This is a genomic window from Burkholderia sp. IO2 (genome assembly GCF_029522185.1).
Taxonomy (GTDB): domain Bacteria; phylum Pseudomonadota; class Gammaproteobacteria; order Burkholderiales; family Burkholderiaceae; genus Burkholderia; species Burkholderia cenocepacia.
Map to the genome: position 1 here is coordinate 1 of NZ_JAKWFH010000044.1, position 24,209 is coordinate 24,209.

Below are 24,209 nucleotides of genomic sequence, written 5' to 3' on the forward strand. Positions count from 1 at the left end.
CCGCTACATTCACTACTACAACCACGAACGCATCAAGCTGAAATTAAATGGGCTGAGTCCCGTGCAATACAGGACTCAGCCCTTGGCCGCTTAGATTTTAACCGTCCAACTTCGTGGGGTCAGTTCAGAACGCGGCCTTTCTCGTTTTACGGCACCTGCCGCATGCGGCGTCACGCCGGCCGCCGCTGCCGCACCTGCTCGAACAGACACACCGCTGCTGCCGCGGCAACGTTCAGCGACTCCATTCCGCCCGGCTGCGGAATCGTCACGCGATGCGTGGCCGCGTCGCGCCAAAAGGCCGACACGCCGGCGCCTTCGTTGCCGAACACCCATGCGACGGGCGCCGACAGGTCGCAGTCGTAGACGGCCTGCGCGCCGTGCGAGTCGGTCAGCGCGACCGGTACGGCGAGGCGTCCGGAGAGCTCGCCGGCGTCGACGTCCTCATGGATCGACAGCAGGAAATGCGCGCCCATGCCCGAGCGCAGCACCTTCGACGACCACGCGTAGGCCGTCCCCGGCGCGCAGAACACGTGACGCACGCCGGCCGCCGCCGCGCTGCGCAGGATCGAGCCGACATTGCCGGCGTCCTGCACGCCGTCGAGCACGACCGACGTCTCCGTCACGCGCGCGGGCAGCGGGTGCGCCGGCCGATCGACCAGCAGCAGGAAGCCGACGCCGTTGACGACGTTCGACAACTGTCCGAACAACGCGTCCGGCAGCGTGACGATCCGCTGCGCGTCGATACGCGCGACGATCGCCTGCGCCTCGGCATGGCCAAGCGCACCTTCGGTCGTGACGCACAGCTCGGGCGTCGCACCCGTGTCGAGATACGCGCTCGCGAGATGGAAACCTTCGAGCAGCGCCTGGCCGCTGCGGCGCTGCTGGGGCGTCGAACCCGCGAGCGCCTTCAGGCGCTTGTACAGCGGGTTGTCGCGGGAAGTGATGCTTTTCATCGAATCAGATCAAGCGCCGCACGAACCGGCGCGAACGAGCGCCGGTGCGCTTCGCACGGGCCATGTTCGCGCAATGCGGCGAGGTGTTTCGCGGTGCCGTAGCCCGCATGCACGTTGAAGCCGTACACCGGGAAGCGTTCGTGCAGGTCGACCAGCATGCGGTCGCGCGTGACTTTCGCGAGGATCGAGGCGGCCGAGATGCTCGGCACGAGCGCGTCGCCGCTGACGATCGCCTCGGCACGCACGCTCAGCGTCGGGCAGCGGTTGCCGTCGATCTGCGCGAGCGTCGGCAGCACCGACAGCCCTTCCACGGCTCGCTTCATCGCGAGCATCGTCGCGTGCAGGATGTTCAGCGTATCGATCTCGTCGACGCTCGCCGACGCGACGCAATACGCGTGCGAACGCGCGACGATCAGGTCGTACAGCAGGTCGCGCTTCTTCGCGGAGAGCACCTTCGAATCGTCGAGCCCGTCGATCGGCCGCGCCGGATCGAGGATCACCGCGGCGGCCACCACCGGCCCCGCGAGCGGGCCGCGGCCCGCTTCGTCGACGCCGCACACGATCTCGTCCGGGCGGCTGAAATCGAAACCGCCCTGCCCGTCGCTCGGCGCGCGGCGGCGCGGTGCACGGACGGCGGTCATGCGCGCCCCTTGCGTTGCTCGAGCACGCGCACGACGGCCTCGGCCGCCTTCGCGGCCGTGTTCTGCCGCAGCGAAAGATGCATTTCGGTAAACACTTCGGTCAGCGTACGGCGATTCGCGTCGTCGCGCAGCTGCGTGAGCGTCGCATCGGCGAGCGCCTCGGGCGTCGCGAAATGCTGCAGCAGCTCGGGCACGACGAAGCGTCCCGCCAGGATGTTCGGCAAGCCGACATACGGCAGGTAGCCCTGCCGGCGCATGATCTGCCCGGTCAGCCAGGGCACCTTGTACGAGATCACCATCGGCTTCTTCAGCAGCGCGGCTTCCAGCGTGACGGTGCCACTCTTCACGAGGATCGCGTCGGCGGCCGTCATCGCGACCTGCGAGCGGCCGTCGGTGATCGTCAATGCGAGTTGCGGATGGGCGTCGACGAGCGGCTGCAGCAGCTCGCGCAGCGCGGGCGTCGCCGCCGGCATCACGAACCGCACGCCGGGCTCGCGCTGCTGCATCAGCGCCATCGCCGCGAAGAACGTCGGGCCGATCAGTGCGATCTCCGAGCGCCGGCTGCCCGGCAGCACCGCGATCACGGGGCCGTCGGCCGGCAGACCCAGCGCGATGCGCGCGCCGTGCGTGTCGGGTTCGAGCGGGATGTCGTCGGCCAGCGGGTGGCCGACGTAGGTCGAGGCGACGCCGGCCTTGTCGAGAATCGCCGGTTCGAACGGAAACAGGCACAGCATGTGATCGACGGACTTCGCGATCTTCTTGATCCGGCCGCCGCGCCACGCCCAGATCGACGGGCACACGAAGTGGATCGACGGGATGCCCGCGTCGCGCGCGGCCTGTTCGACGCTGAAGTTGAAATCGGGGGCGTCGACGCCGATGAACGCGTCCGGCCGCTCGGCGAGCAGCTGGCGCTTGAGTTCGCCGCGAATCCGCAGGATCTCGGGAATCTGGCCCAGCGCCTCGACATAGCCGCGCACGGTCAGCTTGTCCATCTGCCAGTGCGAGTCGAAGCCCTGCGCGATCATGCGCTGCCCGCCGATCCCGTAATACTGGGCCGATTCGGGCAGCCGCTCGTGCAGCCCGCCGAGCAGCGACGCCGCGAGCAGGTCGCCCGACGGCTCGCCAGCCACCATCGCGAGCCGGAGCTGATTGGTCGGGAGCGGCATCGCTTAGCGGATGATGCCGCGTTGCGACGCGTCGATGAACTCGACGAGCGCCTTCACCGGTGCATCGCCGTCGCCACCCGCTCCCGCGAGCTCGCGCAGTTGCACCTTCGCCTCCTCGAGCGACAGGCCGTTCTTGTACAGCACGCGGTACGCGCTGCGCAGCGCCGAGATCGCATCGGCCGAGAAGCCGCGCCGGCGCAGCCCTTCGACGTTGATCCCGTGCGGCTCGGCCTTGTTGCCCGCCGCGATCACGAACGGCGGGATGTCCTGCACGAGCGCCGACGCGCCGCCCAGCATCGAGTGCGCGCCAATGCGCACGAACTGGTGCACGCCCGACATCCCGCCGATGATCGCGAAGTCGCCGATCTCGACGTGACCGGCCATCTGCGCGTTGCTCGACAGGATCACGTTGTTGCCGACGCGGCAGTCATGGCCGATGTGCACGTAGGCCATGATCCAGTTGTCGTCGCCGAGCGTCGTCACGCCGACGTCCTGCACGGTGCCCGTGTGGATCGTCGTGAATTCGCGGATCGTGTTGCGGTTGCCGATCACGAGCTTCGTCGGCTCGTCCTTGTACTTCATGTCCTGCGGACGGCCGCCGACCGACGCGTAGTGGCCGATACGGTTGTCCTCGCCGAGCGTCGTATGGCCTTCGATCACGCTGTGCGAGCCGATCGTCGTGCGCGCGCCGATCGTGACGTGCGGGCCGACGATCGCGTACGGGCCGATCTCGACCGATTCGTCGATCTGCGCGCCCGGCTCGACGATCGCGGTAGGATGAATCCTGGTCATGCGCCGTTGCCTCTCGATATGATGTGTCGCGTTGCTCGCGTTACGTTATCCATGCGTGCCGCGTCGCTCAGGGCGCCGCGTCGGCCGTCTTGACCGTGCACATCAGTTCGGCTTCCGCCGCCACCTTGCCGTCCACTTCCGCCACCGCCTTGAACTTCCAGATGCCGCGGATGTAGCGCTCGAACGTCACGTTCAGAATCAGCTGGTCGCCCGGTTCGACCACGCGCTTGAAGCGCGCGCCGTCGATCCCGACGAAGTAATACAGCGTGTTCTCCGGATCCTTCGGCTGCTCTTCCGCGAACGTCAGCAGCGCCGCGGCCTGCGCGAGCGCCTCGAGGATCAGCACGCCCGGCATCACCGGCCGCTTCGGGAAATGCCCCTGGAAGAACGGCTCGTTGATCGACACGTTCTTCAGCGCTTTGATCCCTTTGTGCGGTTCGAGTTCGAGCACGCGATCGACGAGCAGAATCGGGTAGCGATGCGGCAGCAGCGTGAGGATCTTGTGGATGTCGAGGTTGATTTTTTCAGTGCTCATGATGGTTCGTCTCACGCAGAGGCTGCGCGGTGGTGATGCAAAGGCTGAAGCGGGCCGCCGCGCGGCCCAGTCTGGCAAACCGGGCCGGTTGCGCTGGCCGTGCCCGGTTCGTGGTCTCGCATGATGCGCTCAGGCGTGGGTGCCGCCCTGGGCGGCGAGCGCGGCTTCGAGCGCCTTGATGCGCTCGCGCAGCTTGTCGAGGTTGCGCACGAGCGCGGCGCTCTTGTTCCATTCGCCGTGGTCGACGGCCGGGAACGCGCTGGTGTAGATGCCGGCTTTCGGCAGCGACTTCGATACGCCCGACTTCGCGGTGATGATCACGTAGTCGCCGAGCGTCACGTGGCCGGCGATCCCGGCCGCGCCACCGATCATGCAGTGGCGGCCGATCGTCGTGCTGCCCGCGATGCCGGCGCTGCCGGCGATCACGGTGTACGCGCCGATCCGGCAGTTGTGGCCGATCTGGACCTGGTTGTCGATCTTCACGCATTCCTCGATGACGGTATCCGCCATCGCGCCGCGATCGATCGTCGTGTTCGCGCCGATTTCGACGTCCGGGCCGATCGTCACGCCACCGACCTGCGGGATCTTGACCCAGCTGCCGGTGCGCGCGTCGCCGTCGCCGACGAAATCCGGTGCGAAGCCGAAGCCGTCGGAGCCGATCACGGCGCCCGCATGGACGATCGCGCGCGGGCCGATCTTGCAGCCGTGGTACACCGATGCATTCGGATAGAAATGAGAGCCGGCGCCGATCGTCGTGCCGCGGCCGACGAATACGTTCGCGTCGAGCTGCACGCCGTCTTCGATCACCGCGCCGGCCTCGATCGTCACGTGCGGGCCGATCACCGCGGTCGCGGCGACCATCGCGGCCGGATCGATCGTCGCGCTCGGATGCACGCCGGCCGCGCGCGGCGGCGTGGCCAGATCGATGAACATCTGCGCGACGCGCGCGAAGTACGCGTACGGATTCGGCGTCACGATGAAATTGCGACCGGCGGCGGCCGCGCCCAGCTTTTCCAGATCCTTCGGTGCGATCAGGACCGCACCGGCACGGGTCGATTCGACCTGCGACAGGTACTTCGGGTTCGCGAGGAACGCGAGCTGTTGAGGGCCCGCCTGGTCGAGCGGTGCGAGCCCGCCCACCTTGCACTGTGCGTCGCCGGCGATCTCGCCGCCGAACCGTTTTACGAGTTCCTCAAGCGTCAATGCCATTCGTCGTCTGCTCCGTTCAGTTCGTCGAGCCGGACGCGAGCGCCTTGAGCACCTTGTCGGTGATGTCGATGCGCGGGCTGACGTACACGGCTTCCTGCACGATCAGGTCGTAATTCTGCTGCTCGGCGATCTGCTTGATGACCTTGTTCGCCTTGTCCAGCACGGCCGCCAATTCTTCGTTGCGACGCTGGTTCAGGTCTTCGCGAAATTCGCGCTGCTTGCGCTGGAAGTCGGTATCGAGCTGCGCCAGATCACGCTGCTTCTGCGCGCGATCGGCCGCCGACAGCGACGTGCCGTTCTTGTCCAGCGAATCGGACATCGACTTCAGGCGTGCCGCCAGGTCCTGCAGATCCTTGTCACGCTTCGCGAACTCGGCTTCGAGCTTCGTCTGCGCCGCCTTCGCGGGTGCCGACTCGCGCAGGATCCGATCCGAATTGACCGCCGCGATGCGGGCGACGTCCTGTGCGTGCACCGTTGCCGCGCCCAGGGCCAGCGCAACGGTCAGCGCGCACATCACTCGTTTCGAAAACTTACCGGTTAGCAAAATTACCCTCTCGTTGCTGTTGTCATGCGTTCGTTCAGAACGCCGTCCCGATCTGGAACTGGAATTTCTGGTACTGGTCGCCTTCGTGCTTCTGCAGCGGGAAGCCGAGGCTCAGCTTCAGCGGGCCGATCGGCGAGATCCACGCGAGACCCACACCGTAGCCGTAGCGCAGGCCGTTGGCGCCCGTACTCGTGCCGCCCGGCGCGTTGCCCCACACGTTACCGCCGTCGAGGAACGTGAACACGCGCAGCGTGCGGTCGTAACCGGTGCCCGGCAGCGGGAACGTCAGCTCGATGTTGCCGACCAGCATCTTCGAACCGCCGATCGGGTCGTTCGTCTTCGTGTCGCGCGGGCCCAGCGAGCTCGGCTCGTAACCCCGCACGGAGCCGATACCACCCGCGTAGTAGTTCTTGAAGATCGGGTACGGGTTGCCGATACCGTTACCGTAGCCGCCTTGCAGGTTCAGGCCCAGGATGAAGCCGCGCGAGAACGAATAGTAGTACTGCGCCTGCAGGTCGGCCTTGTAGTACTGGATCTTGCCGACCGGCACGCCGTATTCGATGTTCGCCTGCGTGAAGTAGCCGCGGCTCGGAATCAGCGCGCTGTCACGCGCGTCGCGCGACCATGCCACCGTCAGCGGCACCGTGTTCGACACGCGGCCGAACTCGTTCACGTAATCCTGGTAGCTCTGCGGCGTGTTCGAATCGACGTCGAGGCGGTTCTGCTCGAAGCCCGCGCCGAAGTACACGGTGTCGACTTCCGAGAACGGAATGCCGAACTTCAGGTTGCCGCCCGCGCTGATGATCCGGAAGCTCGAGCTCGTCGAGTAGTAAAGCGGCTGGTACGTGCGGTAGTAGACGTCCGTGATCCGCTTGATGCCGTCGACCGTGAAGTACGGGTCGACCTGCGTGACGGTCAGCGTGCGGTAGCTCTTCGCGGTGTTGACGTTCACCGACAGGCTCGTGCCCGAACCGAACACGTTGTCCTGCGACACGCCGGCCGACAGCACGACCTTGTCCGTCGACGAGAAACCGGCACCCAGCGTGATCGCGCCGGTCGGCTTTTCGTCGACCTTCACGTTCACGTCGACCTGGTCGTTCGTGCCGTCGACCGGCACCGTCGTCACGTCGACGTTGGTGAAGTAGCCGAGGCGGTTCACGCGGTCCTTCGACAGCGCGAGGCGGTTCGAGTCGAACCACGAGCTTTCGAGCTGGCGCATTTCGCGGCGCACCACTTCGTCGCGCGTGCGCGTGTTGCCGACCACGTTGATGCGGCGCACGTACACGCGGCGGCTCGGATCGACGACGAGGTTCAGGTTGACCTTGTGGTTCGCCTGGTCGATGTCCGGCTGCGCGTTGACGGTCGCGAATGCGTAGCCGTATTCACCGAGCTTGTCGACGATCGACTTGGTGGTCTGCTGCAGCTTTTCGGCCGAGAAACGGTCGCCCGGCTTGATCTTGATCAGCTTGTTGAGTTCGGCCTCGCGATCGAGCAGATTGCCCGACAGCTTGATGCCCGACACCGTGTACGGCTCGCCTTCGTGCAGCGTGACCGTCAGATACATGTCCTTCTTGTCCGGCGAGATCGACACCTGGGTCGACTCGATGTTGAACTCGAGGTAACCGCGGTTCAGGTAGTACGAGCGCACCGCTTCGAGGTCGCCCGTGAGCTTTTCCTTCGAGTACAGGTCGTTCTTCGTGTACCAGGAGAACCAGTTCGGCGTCGACAGCTGCATCTCGTCGCGCAGCGTGCTGGTGCTGAACGCCTTGTTGCCGATGAAGTTGATCTGGCGGATCTTCGCGCTCGGGCCTTCGGCCACCGCGAACAGGATCGACACGCGGTTCGCGTCGACCGGCGTGATCGTCGTCTTGACCTCGGCCGCATAGAAGCCGCGCGTCAGGTACTGGCGCTTGAGCTCCTGCTCCGCCTTGTCGACGAGCGCCTTGTCGTAGTAGCGGCCATCGGCGAGGCCGACCGCGCGCAGCGCCTTCGTCAGGTTGTCCTTGTCGAATTCCTTCGTGCCGGTGAAGTCGATCGACGCGATGGCCGGACGCTCCTGCACCTGCACGATCACGACGTTGCCCTGCGTGGCGATGCGCACGTCGTTGAAAAAGCCCGTCGCGTACAACGCGCGGATTGCTTCGGATGCCTTGTCGTCCGTGAAGGTATCGCCCTGCTTGATCGGCAGATAGGCGAACACCGAACCCGCTTCGACGCGCTGCAGCCCCTCGATCTTGATGTCTTGCACCACGAACGGTGCCGCTGCATGCGCCGCGAGGCCGTGCGCGGCGAGCGCGGCCGCTGCAACTGTCTTAGGTACAAAGCGATGAGGTTTGAACAACATGCATCCCCAATATTTAGCTGCATCAAATCGGGCGGCTGGCCAGCGGCCGCCGCCTGACGCTTCAGAAATGGATTAACCGAGCCAGATCGTTGAACAGCGCGATCGCCGACAATGCGACGATGCAGATCAACCCGGCTCTTTGCAGAATCAGCTGCCAACGCTCCGAGACGGCTTTCCCGGTCGCGGCTTCAACCGCATAATATAACAGATGCCCCCCGTCCAAAACGGGAATCGGCAACAAGTTCAGGACGCCAAGGCTAATGCTGACAAGGGCGAGGAACGACAGGAACGCCGACGGACCGAGCCGCGCGCTCTTGCCTGCGTAGTCGGCGATCGTCACCGGGCCGGACAGGTTCTTCAGCGACGCGTTGCCCGTGATCATCCGCCCGAACATCTTCAGCGAATACACGGAAATGTCCCACGTGCGGTGCGTGCCGAGCCGCAGGCTCTCGATCGGCCCGTAGCGCACGTCCACCGACGGCGCGTGCATCGACAGCGCCGCGCCGATGCGGCCGACCTGCTGCCCCGATTCGTCGTCGCGCTGCATCTGCGGCACGATCGCGACCGTCTGCGCGGCGCCGTTGCGTTCGATCTGCAGGTCGAGCGGCTTGCCCGCATGGTGCTTCACCGTGTCGATGAAGCGCGACGCGCCGCCGATCGGCTTGCCGTCGAGCGCGACCAGCTTGTCGCCGACCTTCAGGCCGGCCTGTTCCGCCGCGCTGCCCGGCTGCACCGACGCGACCGACAACGTGCCGCCGCCGGCCTCGAAGCCCAGATGGGCCATGAAGTCGTCGTCGAGCTGGCTGTCGGGTACGTTGCGGAGATCGACGCGGAAATCGAACGTCGCATTGCCGTCGCGCGCGCCGAGCACGACCTCGCGATGGTCGAACGCGGCCGACAGCAGCTTCCAGCGCAGGTCCGACCACGATCGCACCGGTTCGGACTCGCCGCCCTGCGCATTGCGGATCGACACGATCGTCTCGCTGCCGTCGAAGCCCGCGCGGGCCGCCGCGGTGCCGGCGGCCGGCGGCGCGACGATCGCGGTCGGTTCGGTCACGCCGGTGGCGAATACGAGGGAGAACAGCGCGATTGCCAGCAGGAAGTTCGCAATCGGCCCGGCCGCGACGATCGCGATGCGCTTGTAGACCGACTGGCGGTTGAATGCCTGGCCGAGCACCTCGGGCGGAATGCCGGGGCCCGGATCGCGCTCGTCGAGCATTTTCACGTAGCCGCCGAGCGGCAGCGCGGACAGGGTCCACTCGGTGCCCGTCCGGCGGCTGACCCAGCGCGCGACGGGCTGGCCGAAGCCGATCGAGAAACGCAGCACCTTCACGCCGCACCAGCGCGCGACGCGATAATGTCCGTACTCATGCACGACGACCAGTACCCCGATCGCCACCGCAAACGCGACCAGTTCGACCAGCACGTTCATGAGCACCCCATTCAGACAGTACGCTCCACGCGTGGCGCAGGCGCTTTCGCAATGATCGCGGCGGCGAGGCGGCGAGCCTCGGCATCCGCCGCGAGGACGTCGTCGAGCCCGTCGGGCGCGCGGTTCGGCAGCGTGTTGAGCACGGCGTCGACCGTCGCCGCGATCGCCATGAAGCCGATCCGGCGCTCGAGAAATGCTTCGACCGCGACTTCGTTCGCCGCGTTCAATGCGGCGCTCGCGATACCGCCTTCCTCGAGCGCCTTCAGCGCGAGCGCGAGGCACGGGAAGCGCGCGTAATCGGGCTTCTCGAACGACAGCTGGGCGATCTGCGCGAGGTCGAGCTGGTCGACGCCCGCGTCGACGCGCTCGGGAAACGCGAGCGCGTGCGCGATCGGCGTGCGCATGTCGGGGTTGCCGAGCTGCGCGAGCACCGAGCCGTCGCGGTACGACACGAGCGAATGGATCACGCTCTGCGGGTGGATCAGCACGTCGATCCGGTCGCCGGGCAACCCGAAGATCCAGTGCGCCTCGATCACCTCGAGGCCCTTGTTCATCATCGTCGCGGAATCGACCGAGATCTTGCGGCCCATCACCCAGTTCGGGTGCTTGCACGCTTCGTCCGGCGTGACGTCGACCAGCGTGGCCGGTTCGCGCGTACGGAACGGGCCGCCCGACGCGGTCAGGATGATCTTCGAGATCCCGCCGTGCTCGGCCGCGTCGCGCGGCATGCACTGGAAGATCGCGTTGTGTTCGCTGTCGACCGGCAGCAGGATCGCGCCATGGTCGCGTACGGCGTCCATGAAGATCGCGCCCGACATCACGAGCGCTTCCTTGTTCGCGAGCAGGATCCGCTTGCCGGCGCGTGCGGCCGCCAGGCTCGGCGCGAGGCCGGCCGCGCCGACGATCGCCGCGACCACCGTGTCGCAGCCGTCGCTCTTCGACACGTCGACGAGCGCCTGCGGCCCGTGCAGGACGACCGTCTTGCTGCCGGCCGCGCGCAGTTTGGCGTCGACGTGCGCGGCCGTCGCGGCATCGCCGACCACCGCCACTTCAGGCGCGAAGCGCAGACACTGCTCGACGAGCTTGTCGCCGTTGCGGTGCGCGGTCAGCGCATAGACCGAGAAGCGCTCGGGATGGCGCGCGACCACGTCGAGCGTGCTGTCTCCGATCGAGCCCGTGGAACCGAGCAATGTCAGACGTTTTTGCATAACAGGAATAATGGTTTAACCAAGCAGCAGCATCGCGAGCGGCAGCACCGGCAGCAGCGCGTCGACACGATCGAGCACGCCGCCGTGGCCCGGCAGCAGTCCGCTCGAATCCTTCACGCCCGCCTGCCGCTTCAGCAGCGACTCGAACAGGTCGCCGATCACGCTGTACGCGACCAGCAGCGTCAGCGCGGCCCACGCGCCGGGCATCCCGTAGCGCATGGCGAATGCAGAAAACAGGGTCGGTTCGAAGGCATGCACGGCCATCGCGACACCGGCGACGACCATCACCGCGAACCAGCCGCCGATCGCACCCTCCCAGCTCTTGCCGGGGCTGATCGTGATGGCCAGTTTACGCTTTCCGAAGGCCTTGCCCGCGAAGTATGCGCCGATATCGGCCAGCCAGACGACCAGAAGCAGCGACAGCACGAACGGCACGCCCTGCGCGCGGGCTGCCACGAGTGCATGCCAGCAGGCGGCGAACACGACGAGGCCGGCGGCCAGCAGGAACGGCCGCCACACGCCGCCCGCGAGTTCGGGCTTGCGCCGCAGCGCGAACGGGCCGACCAGCAGCCAGAACACGCCGGCCGCCATGAAAAGGGGACGGGACGATGCCGCATCGACGCCGAGCGGCGCGGTGGCCGCGAGCGCGAGCGCCGCGACGAGCGCATAGACGACCGGGCCGGCGCCGCCGAGCTTGAGCAGGCGCGCCCACTCCCACGCGGCGAACACGAGCACGACGCCGATCAGCGCACCGAACCCGGCGAGCGGCGCGAACAGCGTCACCGGCAGCAGCACTGCCAGCATCACGATCGCCGTGATCACACGGGTTTTCAGCATGAAAGGGAGTCGGCGTTCTGCGATTGCGGTTCGAGCTGCGCACTCGTGCGCCCGAAACGGCGCTCGCGCTCGGTATACGACGCCATCGCGTCGGCCAGTGCCGCGCCGTCGAAATCCGGCCAGTACTTGTCGGTGAAATAGAATTCGGCGTACGCGAGCTGCCACAGCAGGAAGTTGCTGACGCGCTGCTCGCCACCGGTGCGGATGAAGAGATCGGGCTCCGGCGCATAGGCCATCGCCAGGTGCGGCGCGAATGCATCCTCGGTCACTTCGACCTCGCGACCTTCGCGCACGGCCTGCTCGACGAGCTTCTTCGTCGCCTGCAGGATGTCCCACCGGCCGCCGTAGTTGGCCGCGATGGTGAGCGTCAAACGGGTATTGCGCGCCGTCTTGGTTTCGGCGCGGCGAATCAGTTCGCGGATGCGCGGCTCGAAACGGTCGAGATCGCCGACGACACGCAGGCGGATCCCGTTCGCATGCAGCTTGCCCACTTCGCGCTCGAGCGCGGTGATGAACAGCCGCATCAGGAACGACACTTCGTCGTTCGGCCGGCGCCAGTTTTCCGAACTGAACGCGAACAGCGTCAGGTACTCGACGCCGGCGCGCGCGCAGCCTTCGACCACCGCCCGCACGGCATCGACGCCGCGGGTGTGCCCCGCGACGCGCGGCAAGCGGCGTTCGGTCGCCCAACGGCCGTTGCCGTCCATGATGATCGCGATGTGACGCGGCACGACGCCGACGTCAGGCACGCGAACGGTAGAGCTGGTATAGGTCATGGCCGTTGAGACAGTAATGCGGGAAGAAGGCGGCGCGCGAGGACGGTCGTCAGACCGTCATGATCTCGGCTTCCTTGGTCTGCACGAGCTTGTCGACTTCGGCAACGTGCTTGTCGGTCAGCTTCTGCACGTCGTCGCTCGCACGGCGCTCGTCGTCTTCCGAGATTTCCTTGTCCTTCACGAGCTTCTTCAGCGCTTCGTTCGCGTCGCGGCGCAGGTTGCGGATCGCGACCTTGGCCGTTTCGCCTTCGCTCTTCACGACCTTGGTCAGCTCGCGGCGGCGCTCTTCCGTCAGCGCGGGCATCGGCACGCGGATCAGGTCGCCGGCCGTTGCCGGGTTCAGGCCCAGATCGGCTTCGCGGATGGCCTTCTCGACCTTCGCGACCATGTTCTTTTCCCACGGCTGCACGCCGATCGTGCGCGCGTCGACGAGCGTCAGGTTCGCGACCTGCGAGATCGGCACCATCGAGCCGTAGTAGTCGACCTGCACGTGATCGAGCAGACCGGTGTGCGCACGGCCCGTACGGATCTTGGCCAGATCGTTCTTGAACGCTTCGATCGAGCGCTGCATCTTTTGCTCGACGCCCTTCTTCACATCAGCGACACTCATTTCAACCTCCGAACCTTCAAACCTTCAAAGAACGCGGGCCCCGCCCGGCGCATGTCGCGCGCCGCGGCCGGCAACCCGCGCCGGTCGCCCGCATCCGCGGGAGTTTACACGTGGACGAGCGTACCTTCGTCCTCGCCCAGCACGATGCGCTTGAGCGCGCCTGGCTTGTTGATCGAAAACACGCGAATCGGCAGCTTCTGGTCGCGGCACAGCGCAAACGCCGTCGCGTCCATCACCTGCAGGTTGCGGCTGATCGCCTCGTCGAAGCTGATCGTCGTGTAGCGCGTGGCCGACGGATCCTTCTTCGGATCGGCAGAATATACGCCATCGACCTTGGTCGCCTTCAGCACGACTTCGGCGCCCACTTCCGAGCCGCGCAGCGCGGCGGCGGTATCCGTCGTGAAGAACGGGTTGCCGGTGCCGGCCGCGAAGATCACGACGCGGCCTTCCTCGAGCTGACGGATCGCGCGGGGCCGGATGTACGGCTCGACGACCTGGTCCATGCGCAGCGCGGACTGCACGCGCGCCTCGATGCCCGCGTGGCGCATCGCGTCCTGCAGCGCCAATGCGTTCATCATCGTCGCCAGCATCCCCATGTAGTCGGCCGTCGCGCGGTCCATGCCGGCCGCGCCGCCCGCGACACCGCGGAAAATATTACCGCCACCGATCACGACCGCGAGCTGCGTGCCGAGACGCACGACTTCGGCGATATCGGCCACCATCCGTTCGATCGTCGCGCGATTGATGCCGAAGGCATCGTCGCCCATCAGCGCTTCGCCGGAGAGTTTGAGGAGGACGCGTTTATAGGCATTGGACATAGGGGCTTCCGAGCGACGAGAGGATGACAACCACGAACTGTAGGGGCGAAATACTGATTCGGGCAAGCGCCGCCGACCGGACCGGGGTTCCCGGCCGGCCGGCGACGCCGCCGGCCGCGGCGGAGCGGACGCCCGCCGCGGATACTGCCTGACTGCTTACTGCTGCTTTGCTGCTGCGACTTGCGCGGCCACTTCGGCGGCGAAGTCGTCCTGGCGCTTCTCGATGCCTTCGCCGACGACGAACAGCGCGAACTTCTGCACCGCCGCATTCGCTGCCTTCAGCATCTGCTCGATCGTCTGCTTGTCGTTCTTCACGAACGTCTGGTTCAGCAGCGACACTTCCTTCAGGTACTTCTGGACGCTACCGTCGACCATCTTCGCGACGATTTCGGCCGGCTTGCCCGATTCCGCGGCCTTCTGCTCGGCCACGCGGCGTTCCGTCTCGATCAGTTCCGCCGGCACGTCGGCCGACGACAGCGCGACCGGCTTCATCGCCGCGATGTGCATCGCGACGTCCTTGCCGACCTGCTCGTCCGCGCCCGTGTACTCGACGATCACGCCGATACGCGCGCCGTGCAGGTACGTCGCGATCTTGTTCGCGGTTTCGAAACGGACGAAACGGCGGATCGACACGTTCTCGCCGATCTTGCCGATCAGCGCGAGGCGGACTGCGTCGACGGTCGAGCCGTCGAGCGGCAGCGCCGACAGCGCGGCCACGTCGGCCGGGTTCTGCGTCGCGACGAGTTCCGCGACCGTCTTCGAGAATGCGAGGAAGTCGTCGTTCTTCGCGACGAAGTCGGTTTCGCAGTTCAGCTCGACCAGCGCGCCCGCGTTGCCGCCGACGAACGAGGCGACGACGCCTTCAGCCGTCACGCGCGATGCGGCCTTGCTCGCCTTGTTGCCGAGCTTGACGCGCAGCAGTTCTTCAGCCTTGGCCAGATCGCCGTCGGCTTCCGTCAGCGCCTTCTTGCACTCCATCATCGGTGCGTCGGTCTTCGCGCGCAGTTCTGCCACCATGCTTGCGGTAATTGCCGCCATCATTCGCTCCTTGAGTCTGTATTCACAACGCCGCCCGCTTGGACGCGAACGGCCGAGATTCGTTTCCGGACCCGCGCCGATTCGGCGCGATCAGGTCCGGCGCACAAGCTTAAAAAAAGGGGGCCTGTTGAGAGCCCCCTTTTTGCGCCGGCTCGGGGCCAGTTACGCGTTTTCCTCGACGTACTCGTCGTCGCCGCGTGCGGCCTGGACCACTTCGTTGACCGCGTTCGCACGGCCTTCGAGGATCGCGTCGGCCACGCCTTCGGCGTACAGCGCGACTGCCTTGCTCGAGTCGTCGTTACCCGGGATCACGTAATCCACACCTTCCGGCGAGTGGTTCGTATCGACCACGGCGATGACCGGCACGCCCAGCTTGTTCGCTTCCGTGACGGCGATCTTGTGGTAGCCGACGTCGACGACGAAGATCGCGTCCGGAATGCCGCCCATGTCCTTCACGCCGCCGATCGACTTCTGCAGCTTGGCGATTTCGCGTTCGAACAGCAGCGCTTCCTTCTTGCTCATCTTCTCGAGCTCGCCCGCCTCGACTGCCGCTTCCATGTCCTTCAGGCGCTTGATCGACACCTTCAGCGTCTTGAAGTTGGTCATCATGCCGCCGAGCCAGCGTGCGTTGACGTACGGCATGCCCGCACGTTGCGCTTCCTGGGCGATCGTGTCACGCGACTGGCGCTTCGTGCCGACGAACAGGATCGTGCCGCGGTTCGCTGCCAGCTGGCGCACGTACTTCTGTGCGTCCGTGAACATCGGCAGCGTCTTTTCGAGGTTGATGATGTGAATCTTGTTGCGGTGACCGAAAATGAACGGAGCCATCTTCGGGTTCCAGAAGCGCGTCTGGTGACCGAAGTGGACACCCGCTTCCAGCATTTGGCGCATCGTAACTGCCATGTAAATTCTCCACGAGGGTTGGGTCTTAAGCCGGCTGCCGTACCGCCGCGCGAACCCGCCACGAAGGCGTGAATTCCGCACGGACGGCACCCTGGTTGCGCCGGCTTGCGATTCGGCACGCGCAAAACGCCCGTGCCGTAAGCCTTTCACCGCGATGCCGCCCCAACTTGGGGCAAATTCGGCATTTGGATATCGACTTAGCCAAAGAGTATAGCACGCGGATTTGTCCGCTCTCAAGTCGCTCGGCACTTTCGCTTGCCGCGCGGCAGCGGGCCGGGCAATCCGCGAAAACCCGCATCCGCGCGGCCCGCAGGGGCTGCGAGGCCCGCCATAAGGTGCGATAATCCGTCAATTCACCGCATTCCAGGCATACCTCGATGGCTATTACGCTCAAAAACGAACACGATATCGCGGAGATGCGCGTCGCCTGCCGTCTCGCGAGCGAAGTGCTCGACTTCATCACGCCGCACGTCGTCGCGGGCGTCACGACCGCCGAACTCGACCGCCTCTGCCACGAGTTCATGCTCAACGAGCAAGGCACGATCCCCGCGCCGCTGAACTACCAGCCGCCCGGCTATCCGCCGTACCCGAAGGCCACCTGCATTTCGGTCAACGACGTGATCTGCCACGGCATTCCCGGCGAGAAGGTGCTCAAGAACGGCGACGCGCTGAACATCGACATCACCGTGATCAAGAACGGCTATTTCGGCGACACCAGCCGGATGTTCATCGTCGGCGAGGGCTCGATCCTCGCGAAGCGCCTCGTGCAGACCACCTACGAATGCATGTGGCTCGGCATCGACCAGGTCAAGCCCGGCGCGCATCTCGGCGACATCGGCCATGCGATCCAGAAGCACGCGGAGGCGCAGGGCTACAGCGTCGTGCGCGAATATTGCGGCCACGGCATCGGTACGGTGTTCCACGAGGATCCGCAGGTCGTCCACTACGGCCGTCCGGGCACCGGCATCGAACTGAAGGCCGGGATGATCTTCACGATCGAGCCGATGATCAACGCCGGCAAGCGCGACATCCGCACGATGCCCGACCAGTGGACGGTCAAGACCCGCGACCGCAGCCTGTCCGCGCAGTGGGAGCACACGGTGCTCGTCACCGAAACCGGCTACGAAGTGCTGACCGTGTCTGCCGGCACGCCGGCGCGCCCGGTGTTCGCACAGCCGGCCGCCGCCGTCTGAGCGCCGTCGCGCCCCGCCCGCCCCACTTTCGCACCTGAACGGCCGCCCATGAGCGCTCACGCTGCCCCCTCGCCCGAAGCGCTGTCGCGGCGCGCCGAATTCAAGGCCGCCAAGACGGAGATGCTCGAGCGCTTTCGCCGCGCGGCGAACGTCGCGTCGCTGATGCACGCGCTGTCGAAACTCACCGACGATGCATTGAAACGCGTGTGGGACGACTGCGGACTGCCCGCGACGCTCGCGCTCGTCGCCGTCGGCGGGTACGGGCGCGGCGAGCTCGCGCCCTATTCCGACGTCGACATCCTCGTGCTGTTGCCGGATGCGCACGACGCGGCGCTCGACGCGCGCATCGAGCGCTTCATCGGCATGGCGTGGGATCTCGGCCTCGAGATCGGCAGCAGCGTGCGCACGGTCGCGCAGTGCATCGAGGAGGCGTCGCAGGACGTCACGGTGCAGACCTCGCTGCTGGAAGCGCGCCGCATCGTCGGCAGCACCGCGCTGTTCGAGCGCTTCACCGTGCGCTACCACGAAGCGCTCGACGCCCGCGCGTTCTTCACCGCGAAGGTGCTGGAGATGCGCCAGCGCCACGCGAAGTTCCAGGACACGCCGTACAGCCTCGAACCGAACGTGAAGGAAAGCCCGGGCGGGCTGCGCGACCTGCAGACGATCCTGTGGATCGCGCGCGCGGCCGGCTTCGGCAGCAGCTGGCGCGAACTCGACACGCGCGGCCTGATCACCGACCGCGAAGCGCGCGAGCTGCGCCGCAACGAAGGGTTCCTGAAGACGCTGCGTGCGCGGCTGCACGTGATCGCCGGGCGTCGCCAGGACATGCTCGTGTTCGACCTCCAGACGCAGGCCGCCGAAAGCTTCGGCTACCAGCCGACGCAGGCCAAGCGGGCGAGCGAGCAGCTGATGCGTCGCTACTACTGGGCCGCGAAAGCGGTCACGCAGCTCGCGACGATCCTGATCCAGAACATCGAGGCGCAGTTGTTCCCCGCGACGAGCGGCATCACGCGCGTGCTGTCGGCCGATCGCTTCGTCGAGAAACAGGGGATGCTCGAGATCGTCGACGACGGCGTGTTCGAGCGCCATCCCGACGCGATCCTCGAAGCCTTCCTGCTGTACGAAACGACGCGCGGCGTGAAAGGCCTGTCCGCCCGCACGCTGCGCGCGCTGTACAACTCGCGCGAGATCATGAACAACGCGTGGCGCCGCGATCCGCGCAACCGCGACACGTTCATGCGGATCCTGCAGCAGCCCGAAGGCATCACGCACGCGTTCCGGCTGATGAACCAGACGAGCGTGCTCGGCCGCTACCTGCTGAATTTCCGCCGCATCGTCGGGCAGATGCAGCACGACCTGTACCACGTGTACACGGTCGACCAGCACATCCTGATGGTGCTGCGCAACATCCGCCGCTTCGCGGTAGCCGAGCATGCGCACGAATACCCGTTCTGCAGCCAGCTGATCGGCAACTTCGAGCGCCCGTGGGTGCTGTATGTCGCGGCACTGTTCCACGACATCGCGAAGGGCCGCGGCGGCGACCACTCGACGCTCGGGATGGCCGACGCGCGGCGCTTCTGCCGCGAGCACGGCATCGCCGGCGACGACGCGGCGCTGATCGTATGGCTCGTCCAGCATCACCTGACGATGAGCCAGGTCGCGCAGAAACAGGACACGAGCGACCCCGAAGTCATCAAGCGCTTCGCCGAGGTCGTCGGCAACGAGCGGTATCTCACCGCGCTCTACCTGCTGACCGTCGCCGATATCCGCGGCACGAGCCCGAAGGTGTGGAACACGTGGAAGGGCAAGCTGCTCGAGGATCTGTACCGCATCACGCTCGCGGTGCTCGGCGGCGCGAACCCCGACGCGCATTCGGAGCTGAAGTCGAGACAGGAGCAGGCGCTCGCGCTGCTGCGCCTGGAAACCGTGCCCGACGATGCGCACCGCGCGTTGTGGGATCAGCTCGACGTCGGCTTCTTCCTGCGTCACGACGCGGCCGACATCGCATGGCAGACGCGTGTGCTGTACCGGCACGTGAACGCCGAAACCGCGATCGTCCGCGCGCGGCCGTCGCCGATCGGCGACGCGCTGCAGGTGCTCGTGTACGTGAAGGACCGCCCCGACCTGTTCGCGGGCATCTGCGCGTATTTCGACCGCAACGGGCTGTCGGTGCTCGATGCGCGCGTCAGCACGACGCGGCACGGGTATGCGCTCGACAACTTCATCGTCACGCAGACTGAGCGCGACGTGCGCTACCGCGACATCGCGAACCTCGTCGAGCAGCAGCTCGCGGCGCGGCTCGCCGAAACCGCCCCGCTGCCGGAACCGTCGAAGGGCCGCCTGTCGAGGCTGTCCCGGACGTTTCCGATCACGCCGCGCGTCGACCTGCGGGCCGACGAGCGCGGTCAGTACTACATCCTGTCCGTGTCGGCCAACGACCGGCCGGGCCTTCTCTATTCGATCGCGCGCGTCCTCGCCGAACATCGGATCGGCGTCCATGCGGCGCGGATCAATACGCTCGGCGAGCGCGTCGAAGACATCTTCCTGCTCGCGGGTGCCGGCCTGTCCGATAACCGCCTGCAGATCCAGCTCGAAACCGAATTGCTGCGTGCGATCGCAGTCTGAATGAATCCCAGCGTTTATGCGCACCAAATTAACCGTCAAGAATCCGAAGCCGGCGTCGCCGACTCGCGCCCCTGTCCGCTCCGGCAGCCTCGTCGCCCGCAAGGCGGTGCGTCCCGCCGCGCCGCCCGCAGGCGACAAGCCGGCCCGCCCGAAGAAGGCGCCCGCGGCCGCCGCCACCGGCGAGCGCTCGTTCAAGCCGCGCGGCGCCGCCGGCGCCGAACGCCCGGGCGCGGATCGCGCACCGGCCAAGCGCGCGCCGCGTGACGGCGGTGCCGAGCGCGGCACGCGCGCGCCGTACCGCGACAATGCAGCCGGTGAAGGCGCGAAGCGCAGTTTCGGCGACCGTCGCACGTCGTCGGATCGCCCGCCGCGCCGCGATGACGATGCGCGTCCGCGTCGCGCGGGTGGCGACGAAGGCAAGCGCCCGTCCTATCGCGACAACGCATCCGGTGAAGGCGCGAAGCGCGGCTTCGGCGAGCGTCGCACGTCTTCCGATCGACCGCCGCGCCGTGATGACGACGCACGTCCGCGCCGCGCAGCGGGCGCCGACGACAGCAAGCGTCCGTCCTACCGCGACAAGGCCGCCAGCGAAGGCGCGAAGCGCAGCTATGGCGACCGCCGTACGTCGTCGGATCGCCCGCCGCGCCGTGATGACGACGCACGTCCGCGCCGCGCAGCAGGCGGTGACGACAGCAAGCGCCCGTCGTACCGCGACAAAGCCACCGGCGAAGGCGCGAAGCGCAGCTATGGCGACCGCCGTACGTCGTCCGATCGCCCGCCGCGCCGCAGCGACGACGATACGCGTCCGCGCCGTGCAGCGGGTGGTGACGACAGCAAGCGCCCGTCGTACCGCGACAAGGCCGCCGGCGAAGGCGCGAAGCGCGGCTTCGGCGACCGCCGCACGTCGTCCGATCGCCCGCCGCGCCGTGATGACGACGCACGTCCGCGCCGCGCAGCAGGCGCCGACGACAGCAAGCGTCCGTCCTACCGCGACAAGGCCGCCAGCGAAGGCGCGAAGCGCAGCTTCGGCGACCGCCCCGCCCGCCCGGCGCGCGACGGCGACCGCCGTTCGTTCGGCGCGGTGAAGACCGCGCAACCCGTCAAGCGCGCGACGGCCGACGTCGACTACGGCGACGAAACGGGCCTGATGCGCCTGTCGAAGCGGATGTCCGAGCTCGGCATGTGCTCGCGCCGCGAAGCCGACGAATGGATCGAAAAGGGCTGGGTGCTCGTCGACGGCGAACGCATCGACACGCTCGGCACCAAGGTCCGCGCCGACCAGAAGATCGAGATCGACGAGCGTGCGAGCGCCGCGCAGGCCGCGCAAGTGACGATCCTGCTGCACAAGCCGGTGGGCTACGTGTCGGGCCAGGCGGAAGACGGCTACGAGCCGGCGGCCGTGCTGATCACGCGCGCGAACCGCTGGAGCGGCGATCATTCGCCGGTGCGCTTCTCGCCGCAACACCTGCATGCGCTTGCGCCGGCCGGCCGTCTCGACATCGACTCCACCGGCCTGCTGGTGCTGACGCAGAACGGCGTGATCGCGAAGCAACTGATCGGCGAGCAGTCGGACATCGACAAGGAATACCTGGTGCGCGTGCGCTTCGGCGAACGACTGATCGACATCGACCAGCACTTTCCGGCGGAATCGCTCGCGAAGCTGCGCCACGGCCTCGAACTCGACGGCGTCGCGCTGAAGCCCGCGATGGTGAGCTGGCAGAACGGCGAGCAGCTGCGCTTCGTGCTGCGCGAAGGCAAGAAGCGCCAGATCCGCCGCATGTGCGAACTGGTCGGCCTCGACGTGATCGGCCTCAAGCGCGTGCGGATGGGCCGCGTGATGCTCGGCGCGCTGCCGCAGGGCCAATGGCGCTACCTGTCGGCCGACGAGACGTTCTGACCGCAGGCACCCGGTACGCCATCCAATGAAAAAGCCCGCTCGAGCGGGCTTTTTTCTTGTCTGCCGAAAACGGGCCGATCAGTCGTCGTCGGCCGGATCGAGCCCCGGGAACAGCACCTCGGTGAAGCCGAAGCGCGTGAAATCGGTGATCCGCATCGGATACAGCTTGCCGATCAGGTGATCGTATTCGTGCTGGACCACGCGCGCGTGGAACCCCTCGGCGACACGATCGATCTTCTGGCCGAACTGGTCGAAGCCGCTGTAGCGCACCTTCGCGTAGCGGCTGACGACGCCGCGCATCCCCGGCACCGACAGGCAGCCTTCCCAGCCCTCTTCCATGTCCGGCGGCATGTACTCGATCTTCGGGTTGATCAGCACGGTTTCGGGCACCGGCGGCGCATCCGGGTAGCGGTTGTTGTTGCCGAAGCCGAAGATGATGATCTGCAGCCCGATGCCGATCTGCGGCGCGGCCAGCCCGGCGCCGTTCGCGTGGTGCATCGTCTCGAACATGTCCGCGACGATCTCGTGCAGCTCGGGTGTATCGAACCGCTCGACCGGTTGGGCGACTTCGAGCAGGCGCGGATCGCCCATCTTCAGGATCTCGCGAATCATGGCGTATTACCCTCCAGGAGTTGGTGCAGACCGTCTTCGTCCAGCACGGGGATGCCGAGTTCCTCGGCCTTCGCGAGCTTGCTGCCGGCTTCGGCGCCCGCGACCACGTAATCCGTCTTCTTCGATACCGAGCCGGCCACCTTGGCGCCCGCCGCTTCGAGCATTTCCTTCGCCGCATCGCGCGTCAGATTCGGCAGCGTGCCGGTCAGCACGACCGTCTTGCCGGCGAGCACGCCCTGCGGCGCTTTCGGCGCGGGCGGCCCTTCCGGCCACGTGACCTTGCCCGGCGCGCGCAACTGCTCGATCACCGTCCGGTTGTGCTCTTCCGCGAAGAACTGGTGAATCGACTCGGCGACGATCGGTCCGACGTCGTTCACTTCGAGCAGTTCCTCGATCGACGCGTCCATGATCGGCGTCAGAGAGCCGAAATGCTTCGCGAGATCCTTCGCGGTCGATTCGCCGACATGGCGGATGCCGAGCCCGTAGATGAAGCGCGCGAGCGTCGTGTGCTTCGCCTTCTCGAGCGAATCGAGCAGATTCTGCGCGGACTTCTCCGCGAACCGGTCGAGTTCGGCCAGCGTCGCGAACCCGAGATTGAACAGGTCGGCCGGCGTGCGCACCAGATTCAGTTCGACGAGCTGGTCGATGATCTTCTCGCCGAGACCGTCGATGTCGAGCGCGCGGCGTTGCGCGAAATGCCACAGCGCCTGCTTGCGCTGCGCCGGGCAGAACAGCCCGCCGGTGCAGCGCGCGATCGCCTCGTCCGGCAGGCGCTCGATCTTCGAGCCGCACACCGGGCATTCGGTCGGCATCACGAATTCGGCCGCGTCTGCCGGGCGCCGGTCGAGCAGCGCGCCGACCACTTCCGGAATCACGTCGCCCGCGCGGCGCACGATCACGGTGTCGCCGATCCGGATGTCCTTGCGGCGCACTTCGTCCTCGTTGTGCAGCGTCGCGTTGGTCACGGTCGCCCCGCCGACGAACACCGGCTCGAGGCGCGCGACCGGCGTGATCGCGCCGGTGCGGCCGACCTGCACGTCGATCGCGACGAGCTTCGTCAGCGCTTCCTGCGCGGGGAACTTGTGCGCGAGCGCGAAGCGCGGCGCACGCGACACGAAGCCGAGCCGCTCCTGCTCGTCGCGCCGGTTGACCTTGTAGACGACGCCGTCGATGTCGTATGGCAGCGACTCGCGCTTCTCGCCGACCTTGCGGAAGAAGTCGAGCAAACCTTCGGCGCCGTGCACGACCGCGCGCTCGCGGTTCACCGGCAGGCCGAACGCCTCGTACCAGTCGAGCAGCGCGCTGTGCGTGTCGGGCATCGGCATCCCGTCGAGCACGCCGATCCCGTACGCGAAGAACGACAGCGGCCGCTGCGCGGTGATCTTCGAGTCGAGCTGGCGCAGGCTGCCGGCCGCCGCGTTGCGCGGGTTCGCGAATTCGCGCTGCTCGGCCGCGCGCTGGCGTTCGTTCAGGCGTGCGAAATCGCGCTTGAACATCAGCACCTCGCCGCGCACGTCGAGCACGGCCGGCACGTGCTTGCCCTTCAGTTTCAGCGGAATCGAGCGGATCGTGCGCACGTTCTCGGTCACGTCCTCGCCCGTCGTCCCGTCGCCGCGCGTCGCGGCCTGCACGAACACGCCGTTCTCGTAGCGCAGCGAAATCGCCAGGCCGTCGAACTTCAGTTCGCACGCGTATTCCACGGGGTCGGTCACCGAGCCGGCGAGATCGGTCGCCTTGGCGAGCGCATCAGCGACGCGCTTGTCGAACGCGACGATGTCCTCGTCGGCGAAGCCGTTGTTCAGCGACAGCATCGGCGCATCGTGGACGACCGGCGTGAAGCCGCCGGCCGCTTCGCCGCCGACGCGCTGCGTCGGCGAATCGGGCGTCACGAGTTCGGGATGGTCGGTTTCGAGCTGCTGCAGCTCACGGAACAGCCGGTCGTATTCGGCGTCGGGCAGATCCGGCTGGTCGAGCACGTAATAGGCGTAGTTCGCCCGCTCGAGTTGGTCGCGCAGCCACGCGGCGCGCGCGTCGGGCTGGCTGGCTGGCGGTTCGGCTTGGGTTCGGGCCATGCTG

General features: G+C 66.8%; 22 protein-coding genes. 4 read left to right on the forward strand and 18 right to left on the reverse strand.

Annotated features, from left to right (window positions below):
• Positions 1 to 94 (forward strand): IS3 family transposase (locus MMB92_RS25105; protein ID WP_146211670.1); only part of this gene is annotated, 94 nt, incomplete at its 5' end.
• Between the two features lie 76 nt (positions 95 to 170).
• Here MMB92_RS25105 and MMB92_RS25110 read toward each other — a convergent pair.
• The 16 genes from MMB92_RS25110 to rpsB form a co-directional block, all read right to left on the reverse strand.
• Positions 171 to 953: an RNA methyltransferase gene (locus tag MMB92_RS25110; protein WP_006495561.1), complete on the reverse strand. Its 783-nt coding sequence runs from the start codon at positions 951 to 953 to the stop codon at positions 171 to 173.
• On the reverse strand, positions 950 to 1,594 hold the full coding sequence (gene rnhB, locus MMB92_RS25115; RefSeq protein ID WP_006483830.1) for a ribonuclease HII: 645 nt from the start codon (positions 1,592 to 1,594) through the stop codon (positions 950 to 952). The genes MMB92_RS25110 and rnhB overlap by 4 nt, the downstream gene beginning before the upstream one ends.
• The gene (gene lpxB, locus MMB92_RS25120; protein ID WP_060211371.1) at positions 1,591 to 2,760 is read right to left on the reverse strand and encodes a lipid-A-disaccharide synthase; all 1,170 of its coding nucleotides are present in this window, start codon (positions 2,758 to 2,760) and stop codon (positions 1,591 to 1,593) included. Before lpxB ends, rnhB begins: the two co-directional genes overlap by 4 nt.
• Before the next feature lie 3 nt (positions 2,761 to 2,763).
• On the reverse strand, positions 2,764 to 3,552 hold the full coding sequence (gene lpxA, locus MMB92_RS25125) for an acyl-ACP--UDP-N-acetylglucosamine O-acyltransferase (RefSeq protein ID WP_006483825.1): 789 nt from the start codon (positions 3,550 to 3,552) through the stop codon (positions 2,764 to 2,766).
• Positions 3,553 to 3,619: 67 nt separating this feature from the next.
• Positions 3,620 to 4,087 (reverse strand): 3-hydroxyacyl-ACP dehydratase FabZ, encoded by a 468-nt coding sequence (fabZ, locus tag MMB92_RS25130; protein ID WP_006495559.1) that lies wholly within the window; start codon positions 4,085 to 4,087, stop codon positions 3,620 to 3,622.
• Between the two features lie 129 nt (positions 4,088 to 4,216).
• Positions 4,217 to 5,296, reverse strand: a complete 1,080-nt coding sequence (gene lpxD, locus MMB92_RS25135; protein WP_060211373.1) for a UDP-3-O-(3-hydroxymyristoyl)glucosamine N-acyltransferase — start codon at positions 5,294 to 5,296, stop codon at positions 4,217 to 4,219.
• A gap of 16 nt (positions 5,297 to 5,312) precedes the next feature.
• Positions 5,313 to 5,810: an OmpH family outer membrane protein gene (locus MMB92_RS25140; protein ID WP_006495557.1), complete on the reverse strand. Its 498-nt coding sequence runs from the start codon at positions 5,808 to 5,810 to the stop codon at positions 5,313 to 5,315.
• Positions 5,811 to 5,874: 64 nt separating this feature from the next.
• Positions 5,875 to 8,184 carry an outer membrane protein assembly factor BamA gene (gene bamA / locus MMB92_RS25145; RefSeq protein ID WP_006493237.1) on the reverse strand — a complete coding sequence of 770 codons (2,310 nt, stop codon included), beginning with the start codon at positions 8,182 to 8,184 and terminating at the stop codon, positions 5,875 to 5,877.
• A 61-nt stretch (positions 8,185 to 8,245) separates the two neighbouring features.
• Entirely contained in the window at positions 8,246 to 9,616 is a 1,371-nt protein-coding gene (rseP, locus tag MMB92_RS25150) for an RIP metalloprotease RseP (RefSeq protein WP_264835256.1), read from the reverse strand.
• Positions 9,617 to 9,627: 11 nt separating this feature from the next.
• Positions 9,628 to 10,824 carry a 1-deoxy-D-xylulose-5-phosphate reductoisomerase gene (locus MMB92_RS25155; RefSeq protein ID WP_006483824.1) on the reverse strand — a complete coding sequence of 399 codons (1,197 nt, stop codon included), beginning with the start codon at positions 10,822 to 10,824 and terminating at the stop codon, positions 9,628 to 9,630.
• Between the two features lie 15 nt (positions 10,825 to 10,839).
• Positions 10,840 to 11,661 (reverse strand): phosphatidate cytidylyltransferase, encoded by an 822-nt coding sequence (locus MMB92_RS25160; protein WP_006483814.1) that lies wholly within the window; start codon positions 11,659 to 11,661, stop codon positions 10,840 to 10,842.
• The gene (uppS, locus tag MMB92_RS25165; protein ID WP_006478494.1) at positions 11,655 to 12,437 is read right to left on the reverse strand and encodes a polyprenyl diphosphate synthase; all 783 of its coding nucleotides are present in this window, start codon (positions 12,435 to 12,437) and stop codon (positions 11,655 to 11,657) included. Before uppS ends, MMB92_RS25160 begins: the two co-directional genes overlap by 7 nt.
• Before the next feature lie 49 nt (positions 12,438 to 12,486).
• Positions 12,487 to 13,047, reverse strand: coding sequence for a ribosome recycling factor (gene frr, locus MMB92_RS25170; protein WP_006483822.1), 561 nt, complete (start codon positions 13,045 to 13,047; stop codon positions 12,487 to 12,489).
• Between the two features lie 104 nt (positions 13,048 to 13,151).
• Positions 13,152 to 13,865, reverse strand: a complete 714-nt coding sequence (gene pyrH / locus MMB92_RS25175; protein WP_006402648.1) for a UMP kinase — start codon at positions 13,863 to 13,865, stop codon at positions 13,152 to 13,154.
• A 156-nt stretch (positions 13,866 to 14,021) separates the two neighbouring features.
• On the reverse strand, positions 14,022 to 14,903 hold the full coding sequence (gene tsf, locus MMB92_RS25180) for a translation elongation factor Ts (protein WP_006483826.1): 882 nt from the start codon (positions 14,901 to 14,903) through the stop codon (positions 14,022 to 14,024).
• Positions 14,904 to 15,065: 162 nt separating this feature from the next.
• Entirely contained in the window at positions 15,066 to 15,806 is a 741-nt protein-coding gene (gene rpsB / locus MMB92_RS25185; RefSeq protein ID WP_006483818.1) for a 30S ribosomal protein S2, read from the reverse strand.
• A 377-nt stretch (positions 15,807 to 16,183) separates the two neighbouring features.
• Here rpsB and map point away from each other — a divergent pair, with 377 nt between their 5' ends.
• The 3 genes from map to MMB92_RS25200 are packed head-to-tail and all read left to right on the forward strand — an operon-like array spanning position 16,184 to position 21,521.
• Positions 16,184 to 16,999, forward strand: a complete 816-nt coding sequence (gene map, locus MMB92_RS25190; protein WP_006483813.1) for a type I methionyl aminopeptidase — start codon at positions 16,184 to 16,186, stop codon at positions 16,997 to 16,999.
• Positions 17,000 to 17,047: 48 nt separating this feature from the next.
• Positions 17,048 to 19,624: a [protein-PII] uridylyltransferase gene (locus MMB92_RS25195; RefSeq protein ID WP_006483828.1), complete on the forward strand. Its 2,577-nt coding sequence runs from the start codon at positions 17,048 to 17,050 to the stop codon at positions 19,622 to 19,624.
• Between the two features lie 16 nt (positions 19,625 to 19,640).
• Complete coding sequence (locus tag MMB92_RS25200; protein WP_080466963.1) at positions 19,641 to 21,521, forward strand: pseudouridine synthase; 1,881 nt, start codon at positions 19,641 to 19,643, stop codon at positions 21,519 to 21,521.
• 78 nt (positions 21,522 to 21,599) lie between these two features.
• Here MMB92_RS25200 and def read toward each other — a convergent pair whose 3' ends face one another.
• Together def and ligA are read right to left on the reverse strand one after the other, a co-directional pair.
• On the reverse strand, positions 21,600 to 22,133 hold the full coding sequence (gene def, locus MMB92_RS25205; protein WP_006484650.1) for a peptide deformylase: 534 nt from the start codon (positions 22,131 to 22,133) through the stop codon (positions 21,600 to 21,602).
• On the reverse strand, positions 22,130 to 24,205 hold the full coding sequence (gene ligA, locus MMB92_RS25210; RefSeq protein WP_006498678.1) for an NAD-dependent DNA ligase LigA: 2,076 nt from the start codon (positions 24,203 to 24,205) through the stop codon (positions 22,130 to 22,132). The genes def and ligA overlap by 4 nt, the downstream gene beginning before the upstream one ends.
• Positions 24,206 to 24,209: the final 4 nt, after the last annotated feature.